Source organism: Niabella sp. CPT15-335-S11 (genome assembly GCF_058792415.1).
In genome coordinates this window covers 485,295-507,592 of the sequence record NZ_JBYTEI010000001.1, presented here as the reverse complement: position 1 = coordinate 507,592, position 22,298 = coordinate 485,295, and the positions used below count along the sequence as shown (strand labels likewise).

The window sequence follows — 22,298 nt, the reverse complement described above, 5'->3', positions numbered from 1 at the left end:
CGTGCAGATACAATAAGCGAGTTCGCTAAACTGAGCAGTCGGTGATTCTGAGAGAAATTTGAGCTATTTTATGTTGTTCTGCTTGGTAATAGCTGATTTTAAGGCATCCATCGTTTTTTTGTCGCTGCCGGAAAAAACCTGATCGCCCAATAAAATGACCGGGCGTTTTAAAAAAGTGTATTCTTCCAGGATCAGGTCCCGGTAGTCATTTTCTGATAAATTCCGGTCTTTCAGGCCAAGCTCACTATATTTTTTTGATTTTTTGCTGAAAATCGCCTCAAAACTGCCTGTAATTTTCTTAAGCGTGTCAAGTTGTTTGGGACTGATCTTTTCAGTCTTAATATCCTGAGACTCAAAGCCATGTTCAGCATCCAAATTATTTTCCCGCATAATCCTGCGACAGGTATCGCAGGTTTTCAAATAATACACCTTTTTCATGCTGATCTGCGGAGGTTTGAAATCCGGATATTTAAACCAACCTTTGTGGCTAATTGTTGTTAAATTTGTGTTCGAAGATAAAACCGTAAAAATATGATTAAAACCGGAAATCCAGTTGTTAGTATCTATACCGAGATGACTCCAAATCCCGAGACGATGAAGTTTGTTGCGAATAAACTTCTGTATCCCGGTAAGAGCATCGATTTCCCTGATGCCGATAGCGCTAAGCCGTCGCCGCTGGCTACTGAACTGTTCGGGTTCCCCTTTATAAAGGCAGTATTTATTGCCAGCAATTTTGTCACGCTTACCAAGACTGTTGAGGCAGAGTGGTTGGATGTAACGCCTTCAATCCGTCAGTTTTTGAAAGATTATCTAGAGGAAGGCAAGCCAGTTGTAAATGAAGAGGAAGTAGTTGTTGTAGAGAAAGAACCGGGTAATGAAATCCTGGCCGATGACGACGATGTGGTGAAGCGAATCAAGGAACTGCTGGAAAATTATGTGAAACCCGCCGTGGAAATGGATGGCGGTGCCATTCAGTTTCGCAGCTATAGCAGCGGCGTGGTAAACCTGACGATGCAGGGAAGTTGTAGCGGCTGCCCGTCTTCCATGATCACGCTGAAAGCGGGTATTGAGGGGATGATGAAAAGAATGATCCCTGAGGTGAGAGAAGTTGTGGCTATGGCTGATTAATAGCGTCCTCTACGAGGACCTGATAAGATAGTATTACTGTAAAAGAAAGCGTCACCTTTAGCGGGGTGGCGTTTTTGTTGAATCAATCCTGCGTCTGTGGCCCGGTATTGTTGCAGGTACTTAAATCAGTTGATATGACAGGTTTCACGCGCCAGGATTCTCCATGCTGAAAATCAAACTGCGCTGTCAATACGATCACAAGAAATGATGGAAACGAGTTTGACGGAATAGGAGATGGCGAAAGTTTACCTGCCTGTTATAAAAGGCGTAGATTTGTTGCGGTCGCTCTACGGGAAGGACGGTTAATATATGATACAGCAACAGAGTAATATCGATGAGAGCAACCAGAGAAGCAGCTTGCAAAAGATGATTTAATTACTGGTTAAAAATAAAACTGACTATGACGATTGGTGTAGATTTAGGAGCAACAAATATTCGCGCGGGACTGGTGCAGCACGGAGCTGTTCAGATGATCAATCAGGTTGGACTGAATGATAAGGATTCCCTGGAAAAGACGCTTGCACAATTAACATCCATCATATCCCCACTGGTTCAGCCAGGCGTAAAAGGTATTGGGATCGGGGTGCCCTCGGTGGTGGATATCGAAAAAGGCATCGTATATAATGTGGTGCATATACCGTCCTGGAAGAAAGTGGAACTGAAATCCATCCTTGAGAAAACATTCAAGCTCCCGGTCCGTGTGAATAACGATGTAAACTGTTTCGCAATGGGCGAACATAAATACGGAAGCGGGAAAGGCTATTCTTCATTGGTGGCCATCGCAATGGGCACTGGTACGGGATCGGGGATCATTGTGAATAACCGGCTTTTCGCTGGTGTTAATTGCGGCGCAGGTGAAATTGGGTGTATGCCGTATCTCGACAGCGATTACGAACATTATACAAGCTCATTATTTTTCTCTACCGGGCATCAGACAACAGCAGTGCTGCAGCATGAACTGGCGCAGAAAGGGGATCCCCGCGCCATCGGCTTGTGGGAGACTTTCGGCACTCATCTCGGTAACCTGCTGAAGGCGGTATTGTATGCTTATGACCCGCCGATCATCATCCTGGGTGGCTCCCTCACAAAAGCCTATGCATTTTTTGAGGCGACTATGAAAAAGGAACTGGAGAGTTTTTATTATCCGGAGATCCTGAAAAAAGTGAAAATTGTTCCCGGCACAATTGATAATATCGCTATCCTGGGGGCGGCTGCGCTGATGACGGATTGAGTAAAGGAAAACGTCGAGGCCGAAACTCAAGCGGGATCAATTCCGGTGTTCTCGCCAAACTGAAAAGATCACTATCTGGTGAGCTTGTTAACTTCTGACGGTCACATGAAAGCAGCTTTGGTGACGCTCCCGGATATAATACAGTTCGCCCCTGCGCTGGTAGCTGGCCAAAATGTTTTGTAATTCCCGCTCAAGCCTGGGGTTACTGCCTTTTCTGCCGTTGAACCGTACGTAAGAAATATCAAATGAGCACCCGTAATTGTGTGAACTGATGCTACGTCGCGCGTTGTGATTAACCCTGGAAAGCCTCTGCTGATCGCTGAGTGTGCGCGTCATCGACGTAACGGTAAACCTGCTTCCTGTCTTTTTATAAAACGCCGATGATACTTCATGCAGTACCTTATTGGCTTTGGGCACCAGGTATGGCCGACTATAAGAAAGTTTTTTGATGGTGCAGCCCTTGGTGCAGGTCGCGGTTCTTAATTTCTTGCTTTTGACATAACCTTTAAGTGCTGCGGTGTTTTTGATGGGACGAATACCATATCCCCTTGCGGTATGTATATGTGATTTATAAGGAGGATAGCGACTGGATACTCTGTGCCTGTTGCCTACACTCCCGATAGCCTGGTGAATAGGAATAAGCGTGAGGAGGGCAACAAATCCGGTAATTACACCCACCCATAATAGCCGTTGTCTGAATTTCATAGCCGTTCTGTTATGCCGATGTTGCAATACTAATCTATAAAGATACGTTAAATTGTAATAAGGTTGCCCGACCGGTGATAAAAATTTCTCAATATAGTATGGTCAGCTTTTTTGTTTACCCGGCAGAACTAAAGGGAAAATAAAAAAGTTAGCAGTGCTACTTTTTGCCGTCATGTAACAGTATTTTCCAAAAATCAGTTTTTGAAATTTGCAACGCGCGTAATGCGTTTTTAATAATAAATTCGGGGACCGGGTCAATATGTGTTTGAAATGTGATAGGGCGTGTCAGTTCCGTTTTTGTCCAAATCTCGTGTCCTGAATTGGTACGGATATATTTGCATCCTGCATTAGATAAAAATTGCCGGTATTCCGCAAGCGATATATTACTTAGTTTTCGGGTACTCATTAACCGAATGCAGGAATTTGTACATTCAAATCATATTTTTTGAAGGGGCGATTGTCAACCATTTCCCGAAAGGTGTCGTTTGTTTGCAAAAGGGTTGAAAAGTCGGGGCTGCTTAATTTTTTATGTCGTCTGTCCACTTCCCATCCATACCTTTTTAAATCTTTTTCCAGCGTTTTTTTGTTGCTTGTATATTTTACATATTCTGCTAAAGTAATTTCAAAGCTGTGCCGGGCTTCTAATTCGTCATTTCCGTAGCCATATAGATCGAGCGCCGGGGAATAAACTACATTTAGATTTTCATCGATGAATGTAAAAAGTGAAAGTTTTACTCCCACGCCATGTTGTGGAAAATGTCCCTCCATTAGTAAGTTACCCATGATATTAGAACAAACGATTTTTAAAGATGTTGTTTCAAAAGTAGCATTAATTGACCTTTAATAGCCTTTTTTGCCACTTTTTAGTTTTATCGATCCCTACCAACTTCAACCCATCCCGCCCGAAACAGATTTGCGGAACAGGTGCCGCGCGGTTGCGTGGAATGATATATCGAGCCTTGGCCACATTAAACCGCCAATATAAATCAAAGGAAATGAAAAGATAAGCTTTACTCGAACCACGGGTAGGACAACGGTTTCATGGTATTAAAAAAACCGCCCAAAAAGGCGGTTTTGAGCCAACTATCGGATTCGAACCGACGACCCTTTCATTACGAATGAAATGCTCTACCAGCTGAGCTAAGTTGGCTTAAAAAATCGTCGCAAAGTACAAAGAAACCCTGAAAAAATCCCGAATTGTCTGAGCGCACGCCGTTTTACCGTTTGGTTGACGGTTTAATCAGTCGGGTAGTATTTTATCAGCCCATTCCCCGCTATTGCCGGGCTGGTAAGACTTTACGTGGAAAGAACGCCAAACGATATCTCTCGCCGTATCCATGTCCGGGATTTCCCCCGTAGCCATTGCCTGAACCACGATATTGCCGATCGCTGTGGCTTCAACAGGGCCCGCAATTACAGGCAATCCGGTTGCATCGCTGGTAAACTGGTTCAGCATTTCGTTTTGAGAACCACCTCCCACAATGTGGATCTGTTCGATAGGGGTGCCCGTGCTTGCTTCGATTTGTTTGACCGCTTCGCGATATTTTAGCGCAAGAGACTCCATGATCGCCCTTGCAAACTGCCCCCTGGATTCAGGTGGCTCCTGCCCCGTTTGCCGGCAATATTCCGAAATCGCATTGCACATGTTGGGGGGATTGCCAAAACCCCGGTGGTCAGGGTTGACGAGCACCGAGAACGGAGGTGCTGCCGCAGCTTCAGTCAGGAGATCGCTATACTCCACAGGTTCGTTTCCTGTCCCCCATTCCCTGAGGGCACATTGCAACATCCAAAGCCCCGTGATATTTTTCAGAAAGGTGATCTTGTTCCCAATGCCGCCCTCATTAGTGATATTAGAAGACATAGCGTTTACATCCAGGACCGGCTTGTCAAGGTGCACGCCGAACAACGACCAGGTCCCTGAGCTCAGAAAGGCCGTAGTATGTTTTCCTCCGGATGTGATTGCAGCGGCACTCGCGGTATCATGCGAACCAACGGCAAACACATCAACCGGATAACATTGTAACTCTTCGCAGACTTCTTTGCTAAGTGTGCCTACTTTTTCACCGGGATGCACAATTTCGCAAAACAATTCGCCTGGCAATCCGAGAGCTCCAATAACCTTGTCCGACCACATTTTGCCTGAAGCATCCAGCAATGAAGAGGTTGAAGCGATGGTGTATTCATTTTTCATGCTGCCTGTCAGGAAATAGTTGAAGAGATCGGGCATGAAGAGTAGCCGGTGAGCAATCTGCAAATGCGGATGATCTTTCAACTGCATACTCAGCAATTGGAAGGCAGTATTGATTTCCATCGACTGAATTCCGCACTGACGGTAAATTTCGTCTTTCGGAATTTTTCCGTATGCTTTTTCAAGTATGCCATGAGTGCGTTCATCCCGGTAGCAATAAGGGTTCCCCACCAGGTTTCCCTTTTTATCAATCAATCCAAAATCCACTCCCCAGGTGTCAATGCCGATTCCGGCAATATCCTGATATTGTTTAGCAGCGATTGTAATGCCCGTTTTAAGTTCCTGCAGAAGCGCCAGAAAATCCCAATAAAGACTTCTTCCCGCCCGGATCTGCCTGTTGTTAAAACGATGGATCTCTTCCAGCTCAAGAATGCCATCCCGAAGGTTGCCGGCCATTATTCTTCCGCTACCCGCCCCAAAATCCGCAGCTACATATCGCATAAATTCAGCATCAAAAAAAGGACGCCCCGGTCATTCCGCGGGGCGTCCGGGTGAAAGAATTATTTATACAAAGGTCCGTAAACGTTGCAGGCCCTGTAATCCGATCCTTCAGCATCCATACCGAAAGAATTCCAGGCGCTGGGTCTGAAAATGCCATCTCTTTCAACATTGTGCATGCAAACCGGGATCCTCAACATGGAGGCCAGGGTTATGAGATCGGCACCGATATGCCCGTAGCTGAAAGAACAGTGGTTGGCCCCCCAATTGTTCATGACGGAATAAACATCTTTGAATGCTCCCTCACCAGTGAGGCGTGGTACAAACCAGGTGGTAGGCCAGGTTTTGTCTGTTCTTTCATTCAGCGTGTTGTGTACGTCCGCCGGTATATCAATCGTCCAGCCTTCTGCAATTTGAAGAACGGGTCCCTGGCCTTTGACCAGGTTTACCCGGAGAATAGTCACAGGCATATTTCCTTTAGACAGGAAGCAGGACGAGTATCCGCTGCCGCGGAAATAGCCTCTGTTTCCGGGATACCATGTCGTTGCTGCCAGGCAGGCATCCACTTCATGCTGATCAATTTCCCAGTAGGGCTTCATAGCTGGCTTACCGTCCTTGTTTTGGTAGCCGGTACCATCCAGGCTGGCAGAGCCTGAGTTCAATAAATGAAGAAATCCTCCCGCTGCTCTTCCAGTCATTTCGACTCCTGTAACCCGCTTTACAGCTTCCGGGCTCCAGTAGGTCCTCACATCTGCGAAAACCTGTGGCGTGTTGGTAAGCAGGTGACCGAAAAGCATGGCAACTGCGTTCAGTGAATCGTTTTCGGTAGCTACGATGAATGCTTTGCGGATACCGTTCCAGTCGAAAGATGAATTCAAAATGGCTTCCGAAAAATCGCCGTTAGGCATAAAATCCGTCCATTGGCGTTGACCCTGGAACCCCGAGGCAATGGCGTTGTGGCCCAACGCTTCTTCTTTGAATCCGGCTTCTTTCAGTGCCTGGTTTCCTGTCATCAGGTCCCTGATGATGAGTGTCATTTTAACAACCGTTTCCCAGTCCTGATCTTTTTCTTCTCTGGTCTTCTGCCTGTCAGGCTCATTAAAATCCTCACCTTCGTGGCAATTCACGGGTGTCCAGGTGATTGCTTTTTCAAATTCATCCTGGTCATAAATTCCTTCCTGCATCCTTCTGATCAGCTCGGACATGTCCACGTATTCATTGCGCATGCCCAGGTACTCCTGGAAAAATGCCTCATTCACGATGGATCCGGCGATTCCCATGGATACGGAGCCAATAGACAGGTAGGACTTGCCCTTCAGCGTGGCTACCGCAATACCCGCTTTTGCAAATCGCAAAAGTTTTTCTTTTACATCCTCAGGAATGGACGTGTCTGAAGATTCCATAACGTCTTTGCCATAGATGCCGAAAGCAGGCAGCCCCTTTTGCGTGTGGCCGGCCAGGGCAGCAGCCAGGTAAACAGCGCCCGGGCGTTCGGTTCCGTTGAAACCCCAAATTGCTTTGGGCATGTAAGGATTCATATCAATCGTCTCACTGCCATAGCACCAGCAAGGAGTTACCGTGATCACCACACCAACGCCTTCCTTCTGAAATTTTTCAGCACAGGCGGCAGCTTCCGCAACCCGGCCTATAGTGGTGTCGGCAATTACACAACGCACCGGTTGCCCATCGGCATATTTCAGATTCTCTGTCAACAGGCTGGCAAGAGATTTTGCCATATTCATCGTTTGGTCCTCCAGGGATTCCCTGACGCCCAGTTGTCTCCCATCAATTACCGGCCGGATACCGATTGCAGGGTGTGGCCATTTAAAATTTGTTTCCATCTAACACTTTATTTTTAGTTTTAATGATCTGGAGAATCGTTTCAATAAAATATCACTCGCCGGATACCATTTGACCGGGCTGATGGGACATTTCAATGTTTGCGTCTGTTTCAAAAAAAACCCCTGTCCACTACTAAAAGAATCGGCAGCTTGATCAGATATCGGGCAAAGGAATCAGTCAGTCTGATACCGGATTATTTAACTGGACAATCGGCTGTCGCGACGAAGCAAATGCTGCCGGTCAGCAGGATACAAATGTACAGGTTTATTGACCAGATTCCCCAAAAACCAGTCACTTTGCAGCGTAAAGTAATCAGATTTGAAAACCTGATCTTGTTCAACAAAATAAGATGACCGGAAAACAGTCCATGTATTTTATTGCGATTCTCCCGCCGGGAGATGTATCCGATGAACTCGACGGGTTCAAACATGATTTTGCGGATCGGTTTAACAGCCGTTCCGCCCTGAGGATACAGCCTCATATCACGCTGAAAGCGCCCTTTCATCTGCCTTCAGGGAAACAGCCCGAGTTGCTGGACTGGTTTCTGCGATTGGATTTTCCCGTGCCTGCGTTCGAACAGGAACTGAGAGATTTCGGATTCTTTCCCCGTGTCAGGAAACCGGTGATCTTCGTACAACCCGTTTTGAACCCCTCATTGATAGCTGTTCAGAAGCATATTTTGTTCCGAATCAAAGAAGCATTCCCTTCTTTGTCACCAAGTGAATACGAATTGGCTTTTCATCCCCATATTACCATTGCCTACCGGGATTTAAAACCCTCGATGTTCAGAGCTGCCTGGGAGGAGTATGGGTCTAAGCGATATGGAGCTCTTTTTACAGTAAACCAGGTAACCCTCCTTCGTCACGAAGGTGAGAAATGGCAGGTTCTGACTCAGACGGCCCTGACACAGGGAACTTAAATTATTTCTCTGATTTTTTATGTCGTTTGCCTGGTATCTACATTTTGCTTTCCGGTCGGGAATGACGTATTATTTTTTAAATAGCGAAGCGGAATATGGCGAAAAATGCCGTATTTTTAATACTTACTATTTTCGATATGAAACGAAGCACGGAAACTTACTCTCACGGAGGGGAGTCTGACTGCGAAGTTCCATCCGGCAAGCTCATTAACCGCCAAAGGCGGTAAAATAAAAAATATACGGATGAATAAACCAATCCCTGTAATATTATGTTTGCTGCTTTCTGTGGGCCTGTTTGCGCAGCCCATCGACAAAAAGCTGGAAAAAAGACTGGCGGAAACGGTTCAGGGTTTCGATGGCGAGATAGGCATTTTTGTGAAAAATCTGAAGAACGGGAAAGTTGCGGCAATAAACGCAGACTCTGTTTTTCCGACTGCCAGTATCGTAAAAGTGCCGATTTTATTAGGAATTACTGACAAAGTCCGGCAGGGTGTCATGACTTACGACTCCACGTTCACGTACCGGTATGCCGATTCTTTGTTGTACCCCGGGGAAGATATCCTGGGCGAGTTTAAAGACGGTGGACGAATCAGGCTAAAAAAGCTGATCATGCTAATGCTGACCACCAGCGACAATACCGCCAGCCTATGGCTGCAGTCCCTGGCGGGAACAGGCACCCGGATCAATACTATTCTGGACAGCCTGGGATACCGCTTCACCCGGGTCAATTCAAGGACGCCTGGCCGGGAAGCCAACCGGGCACAGTTTGGATGGGGACAGACCACCCCTCGGGAAATAGCATCCATTTTTGAAGACATTTATCGGGAAAAGATCTTTTCACCTTATGATTGCGATCGGATGATGCGGGCATTGAGCAGGAACTTTTGGGATGAAGATGCTGCGTTGTCGCGAATACCCCCGTATATCAGTGTTTTCAGCAAGAACGGCGCGGTTGATGCGAGCCGGAACGAAGTGTTGTTGGTTAATGCACCTCACAATCCATATATACTGAGCATTTTCACCAAAAATAATAAAGACAAGCGGTGGATACATGATAACCAGGCATGGACCCTTACCCGGAAAATTTCGACCATGCTTTGGAAATATTTTGAGCCTGATGACCGCTGGGAAAGCCCGCGCCCGTAAGCAATTGCTGTTCCCGGGCCCAACCGACCAGAACAATCGGTTGCACATCGAAATGGCATGATAAAACTCATGTCAGACTATGACGCAAAACAAATGCAGCCTGTGGAAATTTAAATACCTTTGTGTTCTCAATCGAGAGAAAAAAGGCGCAACAAAACAAAATTCAAATTTTAAGCACAGACTTTAAACAAAATTTATGCTAAGACAAGACAAAGTGTACAAAGAGGCAACTGATGTAAAAACTGAATTGGAAACCTGGGTTAGCGATATTGAACGTTTTTTGCAGCCCAAGGAAGTGAAATGGTGCGACGGTTCTGAAGAAGAATACAATGCGTTGTGCCAGCTACTGGTTGACAAAGGAACATTTATCAAATTAAATCCCGAAAAGAGGCCCAACAGTTACGCATGTTTTAGCGATCCGAGCGATGTGGCACGTGTTGAAGACAAGACCTTCATTTGCAGCCGCCGTAAGGAAGATGCCGGACCTACCAACAACTGGATGGCACCTGATGATATGAAGAAAATCTTCAATGGATTACTTGATGGGGCCATGAAGGGTCGTACCATGTATGTGATCCCATTTTGTATGGGCCCCGTGGGTTCTCCACTGTCACGTTATGGCGTGGAGATCACCGATTCTGAATACGTGGTGGTGAATATGCGTATTATGACAAGGATGGGCGCGAACATTCTCCCTTATATTTATGAAAAGGGTTATGTAAAATGTTTGCATACGTTGGGAGCACCGTTAGCCGAAGGCCAGGAAGACGTGACATGGCCGTGTAATCCAACGGTAAAATATATTTCACATTTTCCTGAGGAAAGGCTGATCATTTCTTATGGAAGCGGTTACGGTGGAAACGCACTTCTGGGTAAAAAATGTTTTGCGCTTCGTATTGCATCCGTGATGGGACGTGAAGAAGGATGGCTGGCCGAGCACATGCTGCTGATGGCGGTTGAAAATCCGAAGAAAGAAAAGACTTATGTTGCCGCGGCCTTCCCGAGCGCCTGCGGAAAAACGAATTTTGCTATGCTTATTCCTCCGAAAGAATTTAAAGGCTGGAAGGTTACGACGGTAGGGGATGACATCGCATGGATACATAAAGGACAAGATGGCGCCTTATATGCCATAAATCCTGAAGCTGGATATTTTGGCGTTGCACCGGGGACGAACGAAAAGACGAACCCGAATGCGATGGCTTCAATCAGTGCCAATACTATTTTCACTAACGTGGCAATCACCGATGATGGCGATGTTTGGTGGGAAGGATTGTCTAAGGAGGTCCCGGCTAAACTGACCGACTGGCACGGTAATGCTTACGACCCGGCAAGTGGAAAACCAGCCGCACATCCTAACTCCAGGTTTACGGCCCCGGCTTATCAAAACCCTGCGATTGATCCTGAATGGGAAAATCCCGAAGGTGTACATATTGAAGCCTTCATTTTTGGCGGCCGCCGCAGTACTGGTGTGCCCCTGGTATATCAATCTTTCAACTGGAATTTCGGCGTATACCTGGCCAGCACAATGGGTAGTGAGATGACTGCTGCCGCATTTGGGGAAATAGGAAAAGTGCGTCGCGACCCGTTTGCAATGCTGCCTTTCATGGGATATCATATGGGAGATTATGTTAATCATTGGTTAGATTTCGGTCGCGACCTGCCCAATGCACCCCGTATTTTCGGTGTAAACTGGTTCAGGAAAGATAAGGACGGAAACTTTATCTGGCCGGGATTCGGACAAAATATTCGCGTGTTACAGTGGATTGTTGATCGTGTGCATGGTGGCGCTGGCGCTGTTGAAAGCCCAATGGGATGGATGCCCAGGTATAAAGACCTGAACTGGGAGGGGCTGGAATTCAGCGAGAGTGAATTCGCCAGCATCATGACTGTGGAAAGAGAGCCGATGAAAAAGGAGTTGTTTGGTCACGAGGAATTGTTTGAAACCATGTATGATAAACTGCCTAAAGAGTTTTTCTACATGCGTGAACTGCTCCTGTCGGCAATTTGGAGATCCCCTGAAAAATGGAGTCTCCAACCCGAAACTGCATGAACCTTTGATTTTTTGTAAATAATTGTTTGCCTTTTTGTTTTGTTGATTTAGCAATACTACAGGGTCCGGATGTTCTCATCTGGGTCCTGTGTGTTTTTAGGGGGTTCCCGTCGCGCAATAGATTAATATCCCGTACTTTTTCTGAAATACGGATTGATCAATCTGCAAGAGCCCAAAGCAGGGCTCAAGAATAAGTCTAAATGAATGTGAGCGTCAGATGTTCAGACCCCCGCAGGCACTGATGACCTGGCCAGTCAGGTAAGATCCCATATCCGACGCAAGGAATAAGGCGACATTGGCGATATCTTCTCCTTTGGCAAAGCGGCCAAGAGGTATATCAGCCAGGTATTTTGCAGAAGCATCGCCTTCCTTCAGGTAATGGGTCATATCGGTCTCCACAAATCCGGGTGCTATGGCGTTGCAGCGAATATTGCGGCTGCCGAGTTCTTTGGCGATCGATTTTGTGAATCCAATAATAGCGGCTTTACTGGCGGCATAGCTCGACTGGCCGGCGTTGCCCATGACGCCTATGACAGAGCTCATGTTGATGATACTCCCGCTCTTAGCTTTCATCATCGGGCGGATAACTAATTTGGTCAGGTTGAATACGCTGTTCATATTCGTGTGCATCACCTCATCAAACAGTTCGGGCGTAAGTCGCAGTAATAAATTATCCCGGGAAATGCCAGCGTTATTGACACAGATGTCTATCGTTCCAAATTCCTTTAATACTTCGTTTACGAAAATTTCGCTTTGGGCATAATCTCCCGCATTGCTTTTAAAAGCCCTGGCTTTGACGCCAAGCGCTCTCAGTTTTTCTTCAAGTGCCTTAGCTTTTTCCCCGCTGCTGTCGCTTACGTAAGTAAAGGCCACGTGAGCACCATGCTCTGCGAACTTAATAGCGATAGCCTCGCCGATACCTCTTGCGGCTCCCGTAACAATGGCAACCTTATTCTCCAACAGTTTCATTCGTTTAAGTTTTAGAAAAATGGCGGGTTATTGTCCCTGCTGCAATATTAGTCCAAATTCATTTAGTATGTATGGGTGGCAGAAATTTCACAGGGCAGCTTTTTGCTGATACATTTCAAGGATCGCATTCACGTAAGTCCTTTCATTGCTTAAACGCGGGACTTTATTCTGGCCGCCCAGTTTACCGTTATATTGCAGCCAGTTGGTAAAAGTACCTTTAGGCATTGCATGCACGACAGGCATACGCAGGGCAAGGTCCCTGTGACGCTTCGCTTCATAATCGCTATTGACAGATTGTAATGCCCTATCCATTTCCAGGGTAAATTGGTCGAGGTTCCCGGGTTCTTTTTCAAACTCGATCAACCACTCGTGAGTGCCGTTAAGCTCTCCGGAGAAATAGATAGGTGCGGCAGTATAATCGTTCACTATAGCGCCGGTCTTTTTGCACGCGAGGCTGATGGCCCGATCGCTGTTATCTACGATGACCTCTTCTCCAAAAGCATTAATGAAATGTTTGATCCTGCCTGTAACGACTACTTTATAGGGATCTTTCGAAACAAATCGGATCGTATCTCCCAGCAGATACCGCCATAACCCGCCGTTGGTGCTGATTACGAGCGCATATTGGGTATTCAGGTCAACTTCCTGCAGGCTCAGTGTTTCCGGATTCTCTTTATCTTTTTCACTCAACGGCATGAATTCCATAAAAATTCCATGATCCGTGAAAAGCAACATGCCATCATCCCCTGGTACTTCCTGCGCTGCGAAGAAGCCTTCACTGGCGTTGTAAGTCTCCAGGTAATGAATCGGCTTTCCAATTATCTGACTGAATTGCTCACGGTAAGGCGTGAAAGACACGCCGCCATGCATATAAAGTTCAAGTGAGGGCCAAATCTCGCCAATGGTTTTTTTCCCGGTGATCTCCAGGATACGTTTGAATAGTATGAGCGTCCAGGTAGGCACCCCACTGATTGAAGTTACATTTTCAGTGATCGTTTGCTGTGCCATCTTTTCCATCTTGGATTGCCATTCATCCATCAAGGCAATGCTAAGTCCCGGCGTTCGCAGCCAATGTCCCCAAAACGGGCTGTTTTGCAACAGAACGGCGCTAAGATCACCATATTGTGCCGTCTTATTCATGGGGTTGATATTGTGACTGCCACCCAGTACCAGCCCTTTCCCTGTGAGCAGGGTGCTGTCCGGGTTGAACTGGTAATACATCGTGAGTATATCTTTGGCTGCTTTATAATGACAGTCTTCCAGGCTTTCCTCACTGATGGGAATAAATTTACTTTTATCACTTGTGGTACCGCTACTCTTGGCAAACCAAAAAATGGGGGTGTTCCAGAGAATGTTCTGCTCTCCCTGCATAATCCGCTCGATATAGGGTTTCAGGTCTTCGTACTGCTGTATCGGAACGTTGTTCTTGAAATCTCTTATCGAAAAGATATTATTAAAATTGTTTTTGCGGCCAAATTCCGTGTATTGTCCTGCAGTGATCAGGTTCTGGAATACTTCCCGCTGGGAATCCACCGGATGGCTACGCCAACCTTCAATACGCCACTGGCGTATTCTTGCAAGAGATGATATGGCCGGACTTAGGAGAGGCATATTTGCGGCAATTTAAGTAAAACTGGTTATGATCGGAGGATTTCACGAAAAATGTTTCACGGTTTGCGAGCAAATCACTACTTGTGGCGATTGCGTAGATTGAGTTACGGTAACGAAGTCTCCGGAAATTTTGTATTAATTTCGCGACACACAACTTTCAAAAAAACTTGCATGAAGCAAATCTGTCCCACGCTTCTTTTTGCAGCATCTCTAACTGTCACAAATGCGCAAAAGAACCTGATACCTTTCGTAAATCCCCTCATCGGCACCCAAAAAATGGGACATACCTTTCCAGGGGCTACTGTGCCTTTCGGATCAGTGCAACTGAGTCCGGATACCGACACGATTCCCTACGCCATGAACGGGAAATACAACCCGGACGTGTATAAATATTGTGCCGGTTATAATTACGATGACCACACCATTGTTGGATTCAGTCACACGCATTTCAGCGGAACAGGGCACAGCGACCTGGGCGATTTCCTGATCATGCCCATGGTGGGCCCGCTTCAGTTCAATCCCGGAACGGCCGATGTACCCAGGAGCGGCTACCGGAGCCGTTTTGACCACAAGACAGAAATTGCTGAGCCGAACTATTACAAAGTGAAACTTGAGGATTACGATATTCTCGCTGAACTGACAACGACCACCCGTGTTGGTGTGCACCAATACACTTTTCCTGAGACGAAAGAAGCCCATATTCTGCTGGACCTGATGCACGGGATTTACAATTACGATGAGAAAAATGTGTGGACGTTTTTGCGAGTGGAGAATGATAGTACGGTGACCGGCTACCGGCAAACCAACGGTTGGGCCAGGACGCGGACGGTCTATTTTGCGATGGTGTTTTCCAAGCCGGTTAAAGATTATCATTTTCAGAATAATAAAACCAGCGTTTACAAAGGGTTTTGGCGGCGGTTTGACCAGCTCCATCATTTCCCCGAAATAGCAGGTGAACAGATCCGGGCGGCTTTTGATTTTGATGCCCGTGCCGGTGAGAAGATCAGGATTAAGTTTGCCCTCTCTCCTGTGAGCACCCGGAATGCACTAGAGAATTTGCGGGCTGAAACGCCCGGATGGGATTTTAATCAGATAAAAAAACAGGGACAGCAGAAATGGAATGAGGAGCTGAACAAGGTGGAGGTTGATATGCTGAATAAAGAGGATCAGATTAGTTTTTACACGTCAGTTTATCACACTTTTTTGAGCCCCACCGTGTATATGGATCCGGATGGAAGTTATAAAGGTCTGGATCAAAATATACATCAGGCAAAAGGGTTTACGAATTACACCACTTTTTCGTTGTGGGATACTCACAGGGCCCTGCATCCCTGGTTTAACATCATTCAACCGGCCCGTAACCGGGACATGATCCGGAGTATGCTGGCTCATCAGCAACAGAGCGTTCACCACATGCTGCCCGTTTGGAGTCATTATGCCAATGAAAACTGGTGTATGAGCGGGTACCACAGTGTTTCGGTCATTGCTGATGCCATAGTAAAAGGTAATATCCGGGGAATTGATGCTGGTCGCGCTTTGGATGCTTGTGTGCAGACGGCGAGGGTGCGGTATTACGATGGTTTGGATGACTATATCCGGCTTGGCTATGTGCCGGATGACAGGAGGGGTAATTCGGTCTCCACAACGCTGGAATATGCTTATGATGATTGGACGATAGCGCAGGCGGCAAAAAAAATAGGCCGGAGCGATATTTACAGAGAGTTTTCAAAGCGTTCTGAAAATTGGCGCCATGTTTTTGATCCTTCGATTGGTTATATGCGGCCACGGTTGAGCGATGGTCAGTTCCGGAAAGATTTTGATGTGCTTTCCACGCACGGGCAGGGCTTTATCGAAGGCAATGCTTGGAATTTCAGTTTATATGTGCCGCAGAATCCGACTGCACTTGTCGCGATGATGGGAGGCAGTGACCGCTTCGTTGCACATCTTGATTCGCTCTTTACCATGCATCTGCCCGATGCTTTTTTTGCCGAAACCGAAGACATAACGCGCGAAGGAATTATAGGCGGCTATGTACACGGTAATGAACCTTCACATCATGTACCTTACCTGTACAATTTTACAAAGCAGCCCTGGAAGACCCAGGAACGCGTGCGGATGATCCTGCCAATGCAGTATAAGGCTACTGTGGATGGTCTGGGTGGTAATGATGACTGCGGTCAGATGAGCGCCTGGTATATCTTTAGCTCGTTGGGATTCTATCCTTTTTCACCAGGTAGTGAAAATTACCAGTTGGGTAGCCCTGCAGTAAAGAAAGCGGTACTTAAATTGGAAGGCGGCAAAACCTTTGTCGTGGAGGCGGTCCGTAACAGCCCGAAGAATGTGTATGTTTCCAAGGTGGAGCTGAATGGCAGGAAGCTGGACAGGTTATATATTACGCATAAGGAGATCGTGCAGGGCGGGAAGCTTGTATTTTATATGAGCGACAAGCCTGCGGGGAAATAGGTCTGGACGCTGGCCATCAAACCCCAGCTCTTCAGAAAACCTGAGTGACTGTCTGCTTTTTCGGGACTCGGTATTACGCGTCGCCCTGCGTAATTGACGGCTATCATAATCTTCCGGGTCTGCATTGAAATATGTCAAAAATGAAGTAACTTTAAGGTCATCCATGTATTGGGCAAATTAAACGCTTCGTTATATGAGATACAGAAAGTTTGGTAATACAGATCTCCTGGTTAGCGAAATCGGATTTGGCGCCTGGGCGATTGGCGGAGATGCCATGGTTGGCGAAACGGCTATTGGCTGGGGGCCGGCCAATGATGAGGAGTCTGTGAAAAGTATCCGTGCCGCCAGGGATGCGGAAATCAATTTTTTTGATACGGCTGACATTTACGGGCTGGGTCATTCGGAGGAGCTCATAGGAAAAACCGTTGGTAGCGATCCTGAAGTTGTTATTGCTACCAAGGTTGGGAATGTAGCCAGGGATGATAAGTTTACGATTGATTACGAGTACTCCTACATGATGGAAGCATGTGATCGTTCGCTGACAAGGCTTCGGCGCGATCGGATCGATTATTATCAGTTGCACTCAGCCAGGCTGGAGCATCTGAAGCAGGGCGATTGTATCCGGGCCATGACGGATCTTCAAAAGCAGGGAAAGATCAGGTATTGGGGTATTTCGCTGCAAACTTTTGAGCCAGCACCAGAAGCGCGTTTTTTACTGGAAAATCAAAAAGGGAACGGTTTTCAATTGGTATTGAATATTATCAACCAAAGGGCTTTGCCACTTTTGGAACTGGCAAGTAACAAGGGTTACGGCGTGATTGTCAGGATGCCGCTGCAGTTTGGGCTTTTGACCGGTAAGTTTGATGGCGGGGCGGCCTTTGCCTTGAGCGATCACAGGCGGAGAAGGCTCACGCCAGGTATTATAGATGCTGCCAGGGAAGCTACCCGTGAGGTTTGGGAGTTATGCCGGAAATACAATTGCACGAAAGCCGAGTTGGCGCTTAGTTATATTCTCAGTTACTCGCAGGTGTCTACGGTCATTCCCGGAATCCGTTCGGTTGCGCAAGCCAGGCTGAACACCACTGGGATCTTTACGCTAGAGGAAGACGACAGGTTATTCATTGAAGATCTGGGGAGCTCCACGATGTTGCCACTGATGGATCAGATTATAGCGCAGGGATAAGTTTAGGAACGCCAAACATGGTTATTATTTCCAGGCGGGTCTTTTGGGAAGCCAGGGCATATCCGGGACCTGGGCGGGGATGCGATAGTAATTATTTCGAAGTGAGTCGTTCCAGCCATTTGGATTCCGGTCAAAACTTTTACTGCTGAAATAGATGCTCCCCTGGATCCCGGGCGTGTTTCTGAGAATTTTGATCTGATCAGGTAGCTGCCTTGGATTCTTCCAATTCGCACTTGATTCAGCAGCCCTGTAGATGCCATGACCGATATAAACATGTCTGCCGAAACTGTGTGCCGACCACCAATCTACCATTTTTTCATAGGCAATCAGGGGATCATTTATTTCGCGATATAATTGCGGGGTTACGTAATCGATCCAGCCCTTGCGCAGCCAAAGCAGGATATCGGCGTAGAGGTCATCAAAATTGGTGATGCCGGCCTTTGTGTCACTGCCCTGCGTATCATCTTTGAGGTTTCGCCAGACTGAGAACGGGCTGATTCCAAACTTCACCCAGGGTTTAAGTTGTTTTATAGCGATGTTGATGTTCCTGATCATTGAGTCAACATTGGCACGCCGCCAGTCGTCTTTTGGCAGGTGGCTGCCCGATTTCCTCCAGGCATTATCATCAGGGAAGGGTGATTTGCCAATGGGGTAAGGATAAAAATAGTCATCCATGTGGATGGCGTCTACATCGTATCTGCGAACGATATCCCTCACGACATTAATGACGAATTGCTGAGCTTCTTTATTTGATGGATCGAAATAACGGGATGAACCATAGGTCAGAAACCAGTCGGGACGTTTTTTCAGCATATTATCTGAAGCAATGGAAGACTGTCCGATTTTGAATTCTGCGCGATAGGGATTTAACCACGCATGAAATTCCATGCCGCGTTTATGGGTTTCCTCGATCATGAAAGCCAGCGGGTCGTAAAACGGGACCGGTGCTTTTCCCTGTACGCCTGTTAGCCATTGGCTCCAGGGTTCATAGGGTGAAGGATAGAAAGCGTCGCCGCTGGGACGGATCTGCATCACGATCGCGTTCATTCCGTTACGCTTGTGCAAATCCAGTTGCCGGATAAAATCGGCTTTCTGCTGGTCTGAACCGGATTTCACTGGTGGCCAATCGATATTGGCTACTGTGGCAATCCATACGCCACGGAATTCTTTGGGCGATTGCGCCCAAACTGAATGGCTCAAAATAAGAATGCTGAATAGTGGTGCAACAAGACGTAAAATGACCATAGTGACAAATATAGCCATTGCCCCAAAAGGAGCACTTAAAAAAATTCTTAATTATGGATAGAAGGATTAATTTCCGGAATACTTCCGTTGAAAACCAGGTACCGGTTAGAGATAATTATTGTTTGTCTGAATGTAGTTTATCCAGCAGGTCACTGAGTTTTATGGCTTCGTTTTCCGAAACGGAATCCAGGAAGTTGGAAAGATTATCCTCAATTCCGTCAAGCTTGGAGAGCAGTTTGAGTCCTTTCTCGGTAATTCGAACGTCTACCAATCTGTTATCTTCCTCCCGGATAGTCTTGCTGACGATTCCTTTCACGATCATCCGGTCTACAATACGGCTTGTATCGCTCATTCTGTCCATCATACGCTCGCGGATTTGAAGGGTGGACAAGGGATTTGGTCGACTACCCCTGAGAATACGCAGAATATTATATTGTTGCAGCGTGATATCTTCTTTTTTGAAAATTTTTTTCAGATAGGTTTCCAGCCAATGGCTGGAGTACATAATGTTGATGGCAAGTTTATGGTAGGCGCTCTTAAATTTGGCTTGTTTAATTTCCTCTTCGATAGTCATGGCCAACGATGTGTATTTACGGAATGATGATACAAAGTTAGCCCCAAATTTTGGTTCCCTCGCTGCAATTGGCACAAATATCAATGTTTTTTCTACCTTTTAGCAGTCGTGCTCTGAACTGCCTGTAGTTATGGTCCTTCCAGATTTCTTTGAATGATTTTTCATTCAGATCGCCCATCCTGTATTTAGCGTCTTTATCAAAGCAACAGGGCGCTATCAGGCCATTCCAGGTGATCACAGGATCATGCCAGAGGCGCCAGCATTGGTTAGTGATCTTTCCTTTGAATTCAGTGCCCTGTTTTGTTTTTTTGTATCTGCTGAACTGGTCGAGTGTGGGGATCAGCTTATTGGGATCGTTAGCGTAATCGTACACTTGTGCGGTCTTAAACCAGACATCGTCCACACCGATTTCTTTTCCCAGTCTTTTTACGTCTTCAATCTGATGTTCATTTGGTTTTACCACCAGGAATTGGAAGATAATAAAAGGTGTTTTGCTTTTTAGTGTCTTTTTCCATTTCACGATGTTTTTTGCCCCTGCGAGAACTTTGTCCAGGTTGCCTCCCACACGATATTGCTGGTAGACTTCCTGGGTAGTGCCGTCGATGGAAATGATAAGTCTGGATAGCCCGCTTTCCACTGTCTGACGGGCTTTTTCGTCGGTCAGGTAGTGCGCATTTGTAGATGTGGCGGTATAAAGTTTTTTGTCTGATGCATATTTAACCATTTCCAGAAAGTCTGGATTCAGGAAGGGTTCTCCCTGGAAATAGAATACCAGGTAAAAGAGGTCTTTGTAAAGTTGGTCGATAGTGTCACGGAAAAAATCTTTTTTCAGCATGCCGGTGGGTCGTGTAAAAGCGCGCAGTCCGCTGGGACATTCAGGGCATCGGAGGTTGCAAGAGGTGGTGGGTTCAAAAGAGATCGAAATGGGCATACCCCATTGAATGGGTCTTTTGGTCCACTTGCTGATATAGAAACTGGTATATACCTTTAGTGCATTCCAAACCCTGCGGATGCTGAGTTTAGAGATCATGTTGATGGTGTCTTGTTGATTCAAATGGGGCATGAGTCGCAAAGATAGGCTTCTGTGGCAAAGTGGTATTGCTGTTTGATAGTAAAATATAAAAGTAAAACGGTACAAAATGACGGGATCGGGAAGAAACATGACCTACAGGACCCTAGGAAAAACCGATATGCGGGTGTCCGAAATCGGCTTTGGCTGCATGCAGTTGGGGCGGATTACTAACGTGGAAGCAAAGGAGCTTCTGCTGAGCGCGGTGGGTGCCGGTATTAATTATTTTGACACGGCGGATTTATATGATCGTGGTGCGAATGAAGAGCTGGTAGGTCGTGTGCTAAGGCCAATGCGCGCGAAGGTGATCCTGGCGACCAAGGTGGGTAACCAGTGGCGTGAAGATGGCAGCGGTTGGGATTGGAATCCGCGAAAGGAATATATAATCCGGGCGGTTGAAGGAAGTCTGAAGCGGTTGGGGACTGATTATATCGACCTTTATCAATTGCACGGAGGTACTATTCAGGATCCGCTGGACGAGACGATTGAAGCATTTGAGATGCTGAAGCAGCAGGGAAAGATTCTGCATTATGGCATCAGCAGTATTCGCCCGGATGTGATCCGTGCGTATTTGAAGAGGTCGGGGATTGGTTCCGTTATGTTGCAGTACAGCTTGCTGGATCGTCGTCCTGAGGAAGCTGTGCTTGATCTGTTGTCTGAGGCAGGTGATGGTGTATTGGTGAGAGGTGCGTTGGCCCAGGGTTTGCTGGTGGATAAGCCTCCGCGGGCATATTTGGGGTTTAGCGAAGCGGAGGTTGCAGGAATAAAATCGATATTGGCGCAGCGGTTTGCGGCTGTGGATAGGCGGCGGGTAGCACTTCAGTTTGTATTGGCTCATCCTGCGGTGAGTTCTGCGGTTGTGGGGTTCCGCACGATGGATCAATTGGAGACGGCATTAGCGGGGCTTGAAAGGGTTGATGAGGAGCTATTGGAGTTCGTTTCAGGAAGTCTGCCTGTGAATTATTACCAGGAGCACCGGTAGGATTAAAATTTTTTGAAGGTGGCAGGTTTGAGAATGATTTTATCCTTATTTTTGCAGCCCTTTGAGAGGCCATCCTGCGGGTAAATCCCGGAGGAAACGGGATGGTCGATTAAAGGAAATATATTCCTCCTTAGCTCAGTTGCCTGCCTACGGCAGGCAGGTTTACCTACCGAAGGTAGGGTTAGAGCATCCCGATTAAAAATCGGGAGGGGCGCTGGTTCAGACAGCGATAACAAATTGAAGACATATTCCTCCTTAGCTCAGTTGCCTGCCTACGGCAGGCAGGGTTAGAGCATCCCGATTGAAAATCGGGAGGGGCGCTGGTTCAGACAGCGATAACAAATTGAAGACATATTCCTCCTTAGCTCAGTTGGTTAGAGCATCCCGATTGAAAATCGGGAGGGGCGCTGGTTCAGACAGCGATAACAAATTGAAGACATATTCCTCCTTAGCTCAGTTGGTTAGAGCATCCCGATTGAAAATCGGGAGGGGCGC

Annotated in this window: 18 protein-coding genes and 1 tRNA gene; 8 read left to right on the top strand and 11 right to left on the bottom strand. The window is 46.8% G+C overall.

The window, feature by feature from the left end:
- Nucleotides 1–63: 63 nt before the first annotated feature.
- Nucleotides 64–438 carry an arsenate reductase family protein gene (locus AC3WS5_RS02080; RefSeq protein ID WP_492465535.1) on the bottom strand — a complete coding sequence of 125 codons (375 nt, stop codon included), beginning with the start codon at nucleotides 436–438 and terminating at the stop codon, nucleotides 64–66.
- A 93-nt stretch (nucleotides 439–531) separates the two neighbouring features.
- Here AC3WS5_RS02080 and AC3WS5_RS02075 point away from each other — a divergent pair, with 93 nt between their 5' ends.
- Both AC3WS5_RS02075 and AC3WS5_RS02070 read left to right on the top strand, forming a co-directional pair.
- Entirely contained in the window at nucleotides 532–1,128 is a 597-nt protein-coding gene (locus AC3WS5_RS02075) for a NifU family protein (RefSeq protein ID WP_492465534.1), read from the top strand.
- A gap of 400 nt (nucleotides 1,129–1,528) precedes the next feature.
- Nucleotides 1,529–2,359, top strand: coding sequence for an ROK family protein (locus tag AC3WS5_RS02070; RefSeq protein WP_492465533.1), 831 nt, complete (start codon nucleotides 1,529–1,531; stop codon nucleotides 2,357–2,359).
- An 87-nt stretch (nucleotides 2,360–2,446) separates the two neighbouring features.
- On the opposite strand, the gene AC3WS5_RS02065 is transcribed toward AC3WS5_RS02070, so the two are convergent.
- From AC3WS5_RS02065 to AC3WS5_RS02045, 5 genes are all read right to left on the bottom strand, one after another.
- Entirely contained in the window at nucleotides 2,447–3,064 is a 618-nt protein-coding gene (locus AC3WS5_RS02065; RefSeq protein ID WP_492465532.1) for a DUF5715 family protein, read from the bottom strand.
- Nucleotides 3,065–3,469: 405 nt separating this feature from the next.
- The gene (locus AC3WS5_RS02060) at nucleotides 3,470–3,847 is read right to left on the bottom strand and encodes a hypothetical protein (RefSeq protein WP_492465531.1); all 378 of its coding nucleotides are present in this window, start codon (nucleotides 3,845–3,847) and stop codon (nucleotides 3,470–3,472) included.
- 294 nt (nucleotides 3,848–4,141) lie between these two features.
- A tRNA-Thr gene (locus tag AC3WS5_RS02055) sits at nucleotides 4,142–4,214 on the bottom strand.
- Nucleotides 4,215–4,304: 90 nt separating this feature from the next.
- Nucleotides 4,305–5,753 carry a rhamnulokinase gene (locus AC3WS5_RS02050; protein ID WP_492465530.1) on the bottom strand — a complete coding sequence of 483 codons (1,449 nt, stop codon included), beginning with the start codon at nucleotides 5,751–5,753 and terminating at the stop codon, nucleotides 4,305–4,307.
- A 59-nt stretch (nucleotides 5,754–5,812) separates the two neighbouring features.
- A complete protein-coding gene (locus tag AC3WS5_RS02045) occupies nucleotides 5,813–7,591 on the bottom strand; it encodes an L-fucose isomerase (RefSeq protein ID WP_492465529.1) in 1,779 nt (592 codons plus the stop codon).
- Between the two features lie 350 nt (nucleotides 7,592–7,941).
- Here AC3WS5_RS02045 and AC3WS5_RS02040 point away from each other — a divergent pair, with 350 nt between their 5' ends.
- The 3 genes from AC3WS5_RS02040 (at nucleotide 7,942) to AC3WS5_RS02030 (ending at nucleotide 11,707) form a co-directional block, all read left to right on the top strand.
- Complete coding sequence (locus AC3WS5_RS02040) at nucleotides 7,942–8,511, top strand: 2'-5' RNA ligase family protein (RefSeq protein ID WP_492465528.1); 570 nt, start codon at nucleotides 7,942–7,944, stop codon at nucleotides 8,509–8,511.
- A gap of 243 nt (nucleotides 8,512–8,754) precedes the next feature.
- On the top strand, nucleotides 8,755–9,657 hold the full coding sequence (locus AC3WS5_RS02035) for a serine hydrolase (protein WP_492465527.1): 903 nt from the start codon (nucleotides 8,755–8,757) through the stop codon (nucleotides 9,655–9,657).
- A gap of 196 nt (nucleotides 9,658–9,853) precedes the next feature.
- Entirely contained in the window at nucleotides 9,854–11,707 is a 1,854-nt protein-coding gene (locus tag AC3WS5_RS02030; RefSeq protein WP_492465526.1) for a phosphoenolpyruvate carboxykinase (GTP), read from the top strand.
- A 213-nt stretch (nucleotides 11,708–11,920) separates the two neighbouring features.
- On the opposite strand, the gene fabG is transcribed toward AC3WS5_RS02030, so the two are convergent.
- Both fabG and AC3WS5_RS02020 read right to left on the bottom strand, forming a co-directional pair.
- Nucleotides 11,921–12,676 (bottom strand): 3-oxoacyl-[acyl-carrier-protein] reductase, encoded by a 756-nt coding sequence (fabG, locus tag AC3WS5_RS02025; RefSeq protein WP_492465525.1) that lies wholly within the window; start codon nucleotides 12,674–12,676, stop codon nucleotides 11,921–11,923.
- A gap of 87 nt (nucleotides 12,677–12,763) precedes the next feature.
- On the bottom strand, nucleotides 12,764–14,287 hold the full coding sequence (locus AC3WS5_RS02020) for a GH3 auxin-responsive promoter family protein (RefSeq protein WP_492465524.1): 1,524 nt from the start codon (nucleotides 14,285–14,287) through the stop codon (nucleotides 12,764–12,766).
- Nucleotides 14,288–14,458: 171 nt separating this feature from the next.
- Between AC3WS5_RS02020 and AC3WS5_RS02015 the strand changes: the two genes are divergently transcribed.
- Both AC3WS5_RS02015 and AC3WS5_RS02010 read left to right on the top strand, forming a co-directional pair.
- On the top strand, nucleotides 14,459–16,750 hold the full coding sequence (locus AC3WS5_RS02015; RefSeq protein ID WP_492465523.1) for a GH92 family glycosyl hydrolase: 2,292 nt from the start codon (nucleotides 14,459–14,461) through the stop codon (nucleotides 16,748–16,750).
- A 193-nt stretch (nucleotides 16,751–16,943) separates the two neighbouring features.
- A complete protein-coding gene (locus AC3WS5_RS02010; protein ID WP_492465522.1) occupies nucleotides 16,944–17,933 on the top strand; it encodes an aldo/keto reductase in 990 nt (329 codons plus the stop codon).
- 24 nt (nucleotides 17,934–17,957) lie between these two features.
- Here AC3WS5_RS02010 and AC3WS5_RS02005 read toward each other — a convergent pair whose 3' ends face one another.
- The 3 genes from AC3WS5_RS02005 to AC3WS5_RS01995 all read right to left on the bottom strand — a co-directional run bounded on the left by AC3WS5_RS02005 (nucleotide 17,958) and on the right by AC3WS5_RS01995 (nucleotide 20,815).
- Nucleotides 17,958–19,178: a glycoside hydrolase family 10-like protein gene (locus tag AC3WS5_RS02005; RefSeq protein ID WP_492465521.1), complete on the bottom strand. Its 1,221-nt coding sequence runs from the start codon at nucleotides 19,176–19,178 to the stop codon at nucleotides 17,958–17,960.
- Between the two features lie 115 nt (nucleotides 19,179–19,293).
- Nucleotides 19,294–19,752, bottom strand: a complete 459-nt coding sequence (locus AC3WS5_RS02000; RefSeq protein ID WP_492465520.1) for a MarR family winged helix-turn-helix transcriptional regulator — start codon at nucleotides 19,750–19,752, stop codon at nucleotides 19,294–19,296.
- Between the two features lie 37 nt (nucleotides 19,753–19,789).
- Entirely contained in the window at nucleotides 19,790–20,815 is a 1,026-nt protein-coding gene (locus tag AC3WS5_RS01995) for a radical SAM/SPASM domain-containing protein (RefSeq protein WP_492465519.1), read from the bottom strand.
- A gap of 76 nt (nucleotides 20,816–20,891) precedes the next feature.
- On the opposite strand from AC3WS5_RS01995, the gene AC3WS5_RS01990 reads away from it, so the two are divergent.
- Nucleotides 20,892–21,803 (top strand): aldo/keto reductase, encoded by a 912-nt coding sequence (locus AC3WS5_RS01990; protein ID WP_492465518.1) that lies wholly within the window; start codon nucleotides 20,892–20,894, stop codon nucleotides 21,801–21,803.
- The last annotated feature ends 495 nt before the right edge of the window (nucleotides 21,804–22,298 follow it).

Bases quoted from the DNA above. Each gene is read 5' to 3' on its own strand.
- AC3WS5_RS02045 (WP_492465529.1), bottom strand. From the start codon at position 7,591: ATGGAAACAAATTTTAAATGGCCACACCCTGCAATCGGTATCCGGCCG.
- AC3WS5_RS02075 (WP_492465534.1), top strand. From the start codon at position 532: ATGATTAAAACCGGAAATCCAGTTGTTAGTATCTATACCGAGATGACT.
- AC3WS5_RS02070 (WP_492465533.1), top strand. From the start codon at position 1,529: ATGACGATTGGTGTAGATTTAGGAGCAACAAATATTCGCGCGGGACTG.
- AC3WS5_RS02040 (WP_492465528.1), top strand. From the start codon at position 7,942: ATGACCGGAAAACAGTCCATGTATTTTATTGCGATTCTCCCGCCGGGA.
- AC3WS5_RS02050 (WP_492465530.1), bottom strand. From the start codon at position 5,753: ATGCGATATGTAGCTGCGGATTTTGGGGCGGGTAGCGGAAGAATAATG.
- AC3WS5_RS02030 (WP_492465526.1), top strand. From the start codon at position 9,854: ATGCTAAGACAAGACAAAGTGTACAAAGAGGCAACTGATGTAAAAACT.
- AC3WS5_RS01995 (WP_492465519.1), bottom strand. From the start codon at position 20,815: ATGCCCCATTTGAATCAACAAGACACCATCAACATGATCTCTAAACTC.
- AC3WS5_RS02060 (WP_492465531.1), bottom strand. From the start codon at position 3,847: ATGGGTAACTTACTAATGGAGGGACATTTTCCACAACATGGCGTGGGA.
- AC3WS5_RS02020 (WP_492465524.1), bottom strand. From the start codon at position 14,287: ATGCCTCTCCTAAGTCCGGCCATATCATCTCTTGCAAGAATACGCCAG.
- AC3WS5_RS02065 (WP_492465532.1), bottom strand. From the start codon at position 3,064: ATGAAATTCAGACAACGGCTATTATGGGTGGGTGTAATTACCGGATTT.
- AC3WS5_RS02035 (WP_492465527.1), top strand. From the start codon at position 8,755: ATGAATAAACCAATCCCTGTAATATTATGTTTGCTGCTTTCTGTGGGC.
- AC3WS5_RS02015 (WP_492465523.1), top strand. From the start codon at position 14,459: ATGAAGCAAATCTGTCCCACGCTTCTTTTTGCAGCATCTCTAACTGTC.
- AC3WS5_RS01990 (WP_492465518.1), top strand. From the start codon at position 20,892: ATGACGGGATCGGGAAGAAACATGACCTACAGGACCCTAGGAAAAACC.
- AC3WS5_RS02080 (WP_492465535.1), bottom strand. From the start codon at position 438: ATGAAAAAGGTGTATTATTTGAAAACCTGCGATACCTGTCGCAGGATT.
- fabG (WP_492465525.1), bottom strand. From the start codon at position 12,676: ATGAAACTGTTGGAGAATAAGGTTGCCATTGTTACGGGAGCCGCAAGA.
- AC3WS5_RS02000 (WP_492465520.1), bottom strand. From the start codon at position 19,752: ATGACTATCGAAGAGGAAATTAAACAAGCCAAATTTAAGAGCGCCTAC.
- AC3WS5_RS02005 (WP_492465521.1), bottom strand. From the start codon at position 19,178: ATGGTCATTTTACGTCTTGTTGCACCACTATTCAGCATTCTTATTTTG.
- AC3WS5_RS02010 (WP_492465522.1), top strand. From the start codon at position 16,944: ATGAGATACAGAAAGTTTGGTAATACAGATCTCCTGGTTAGCGAAATC.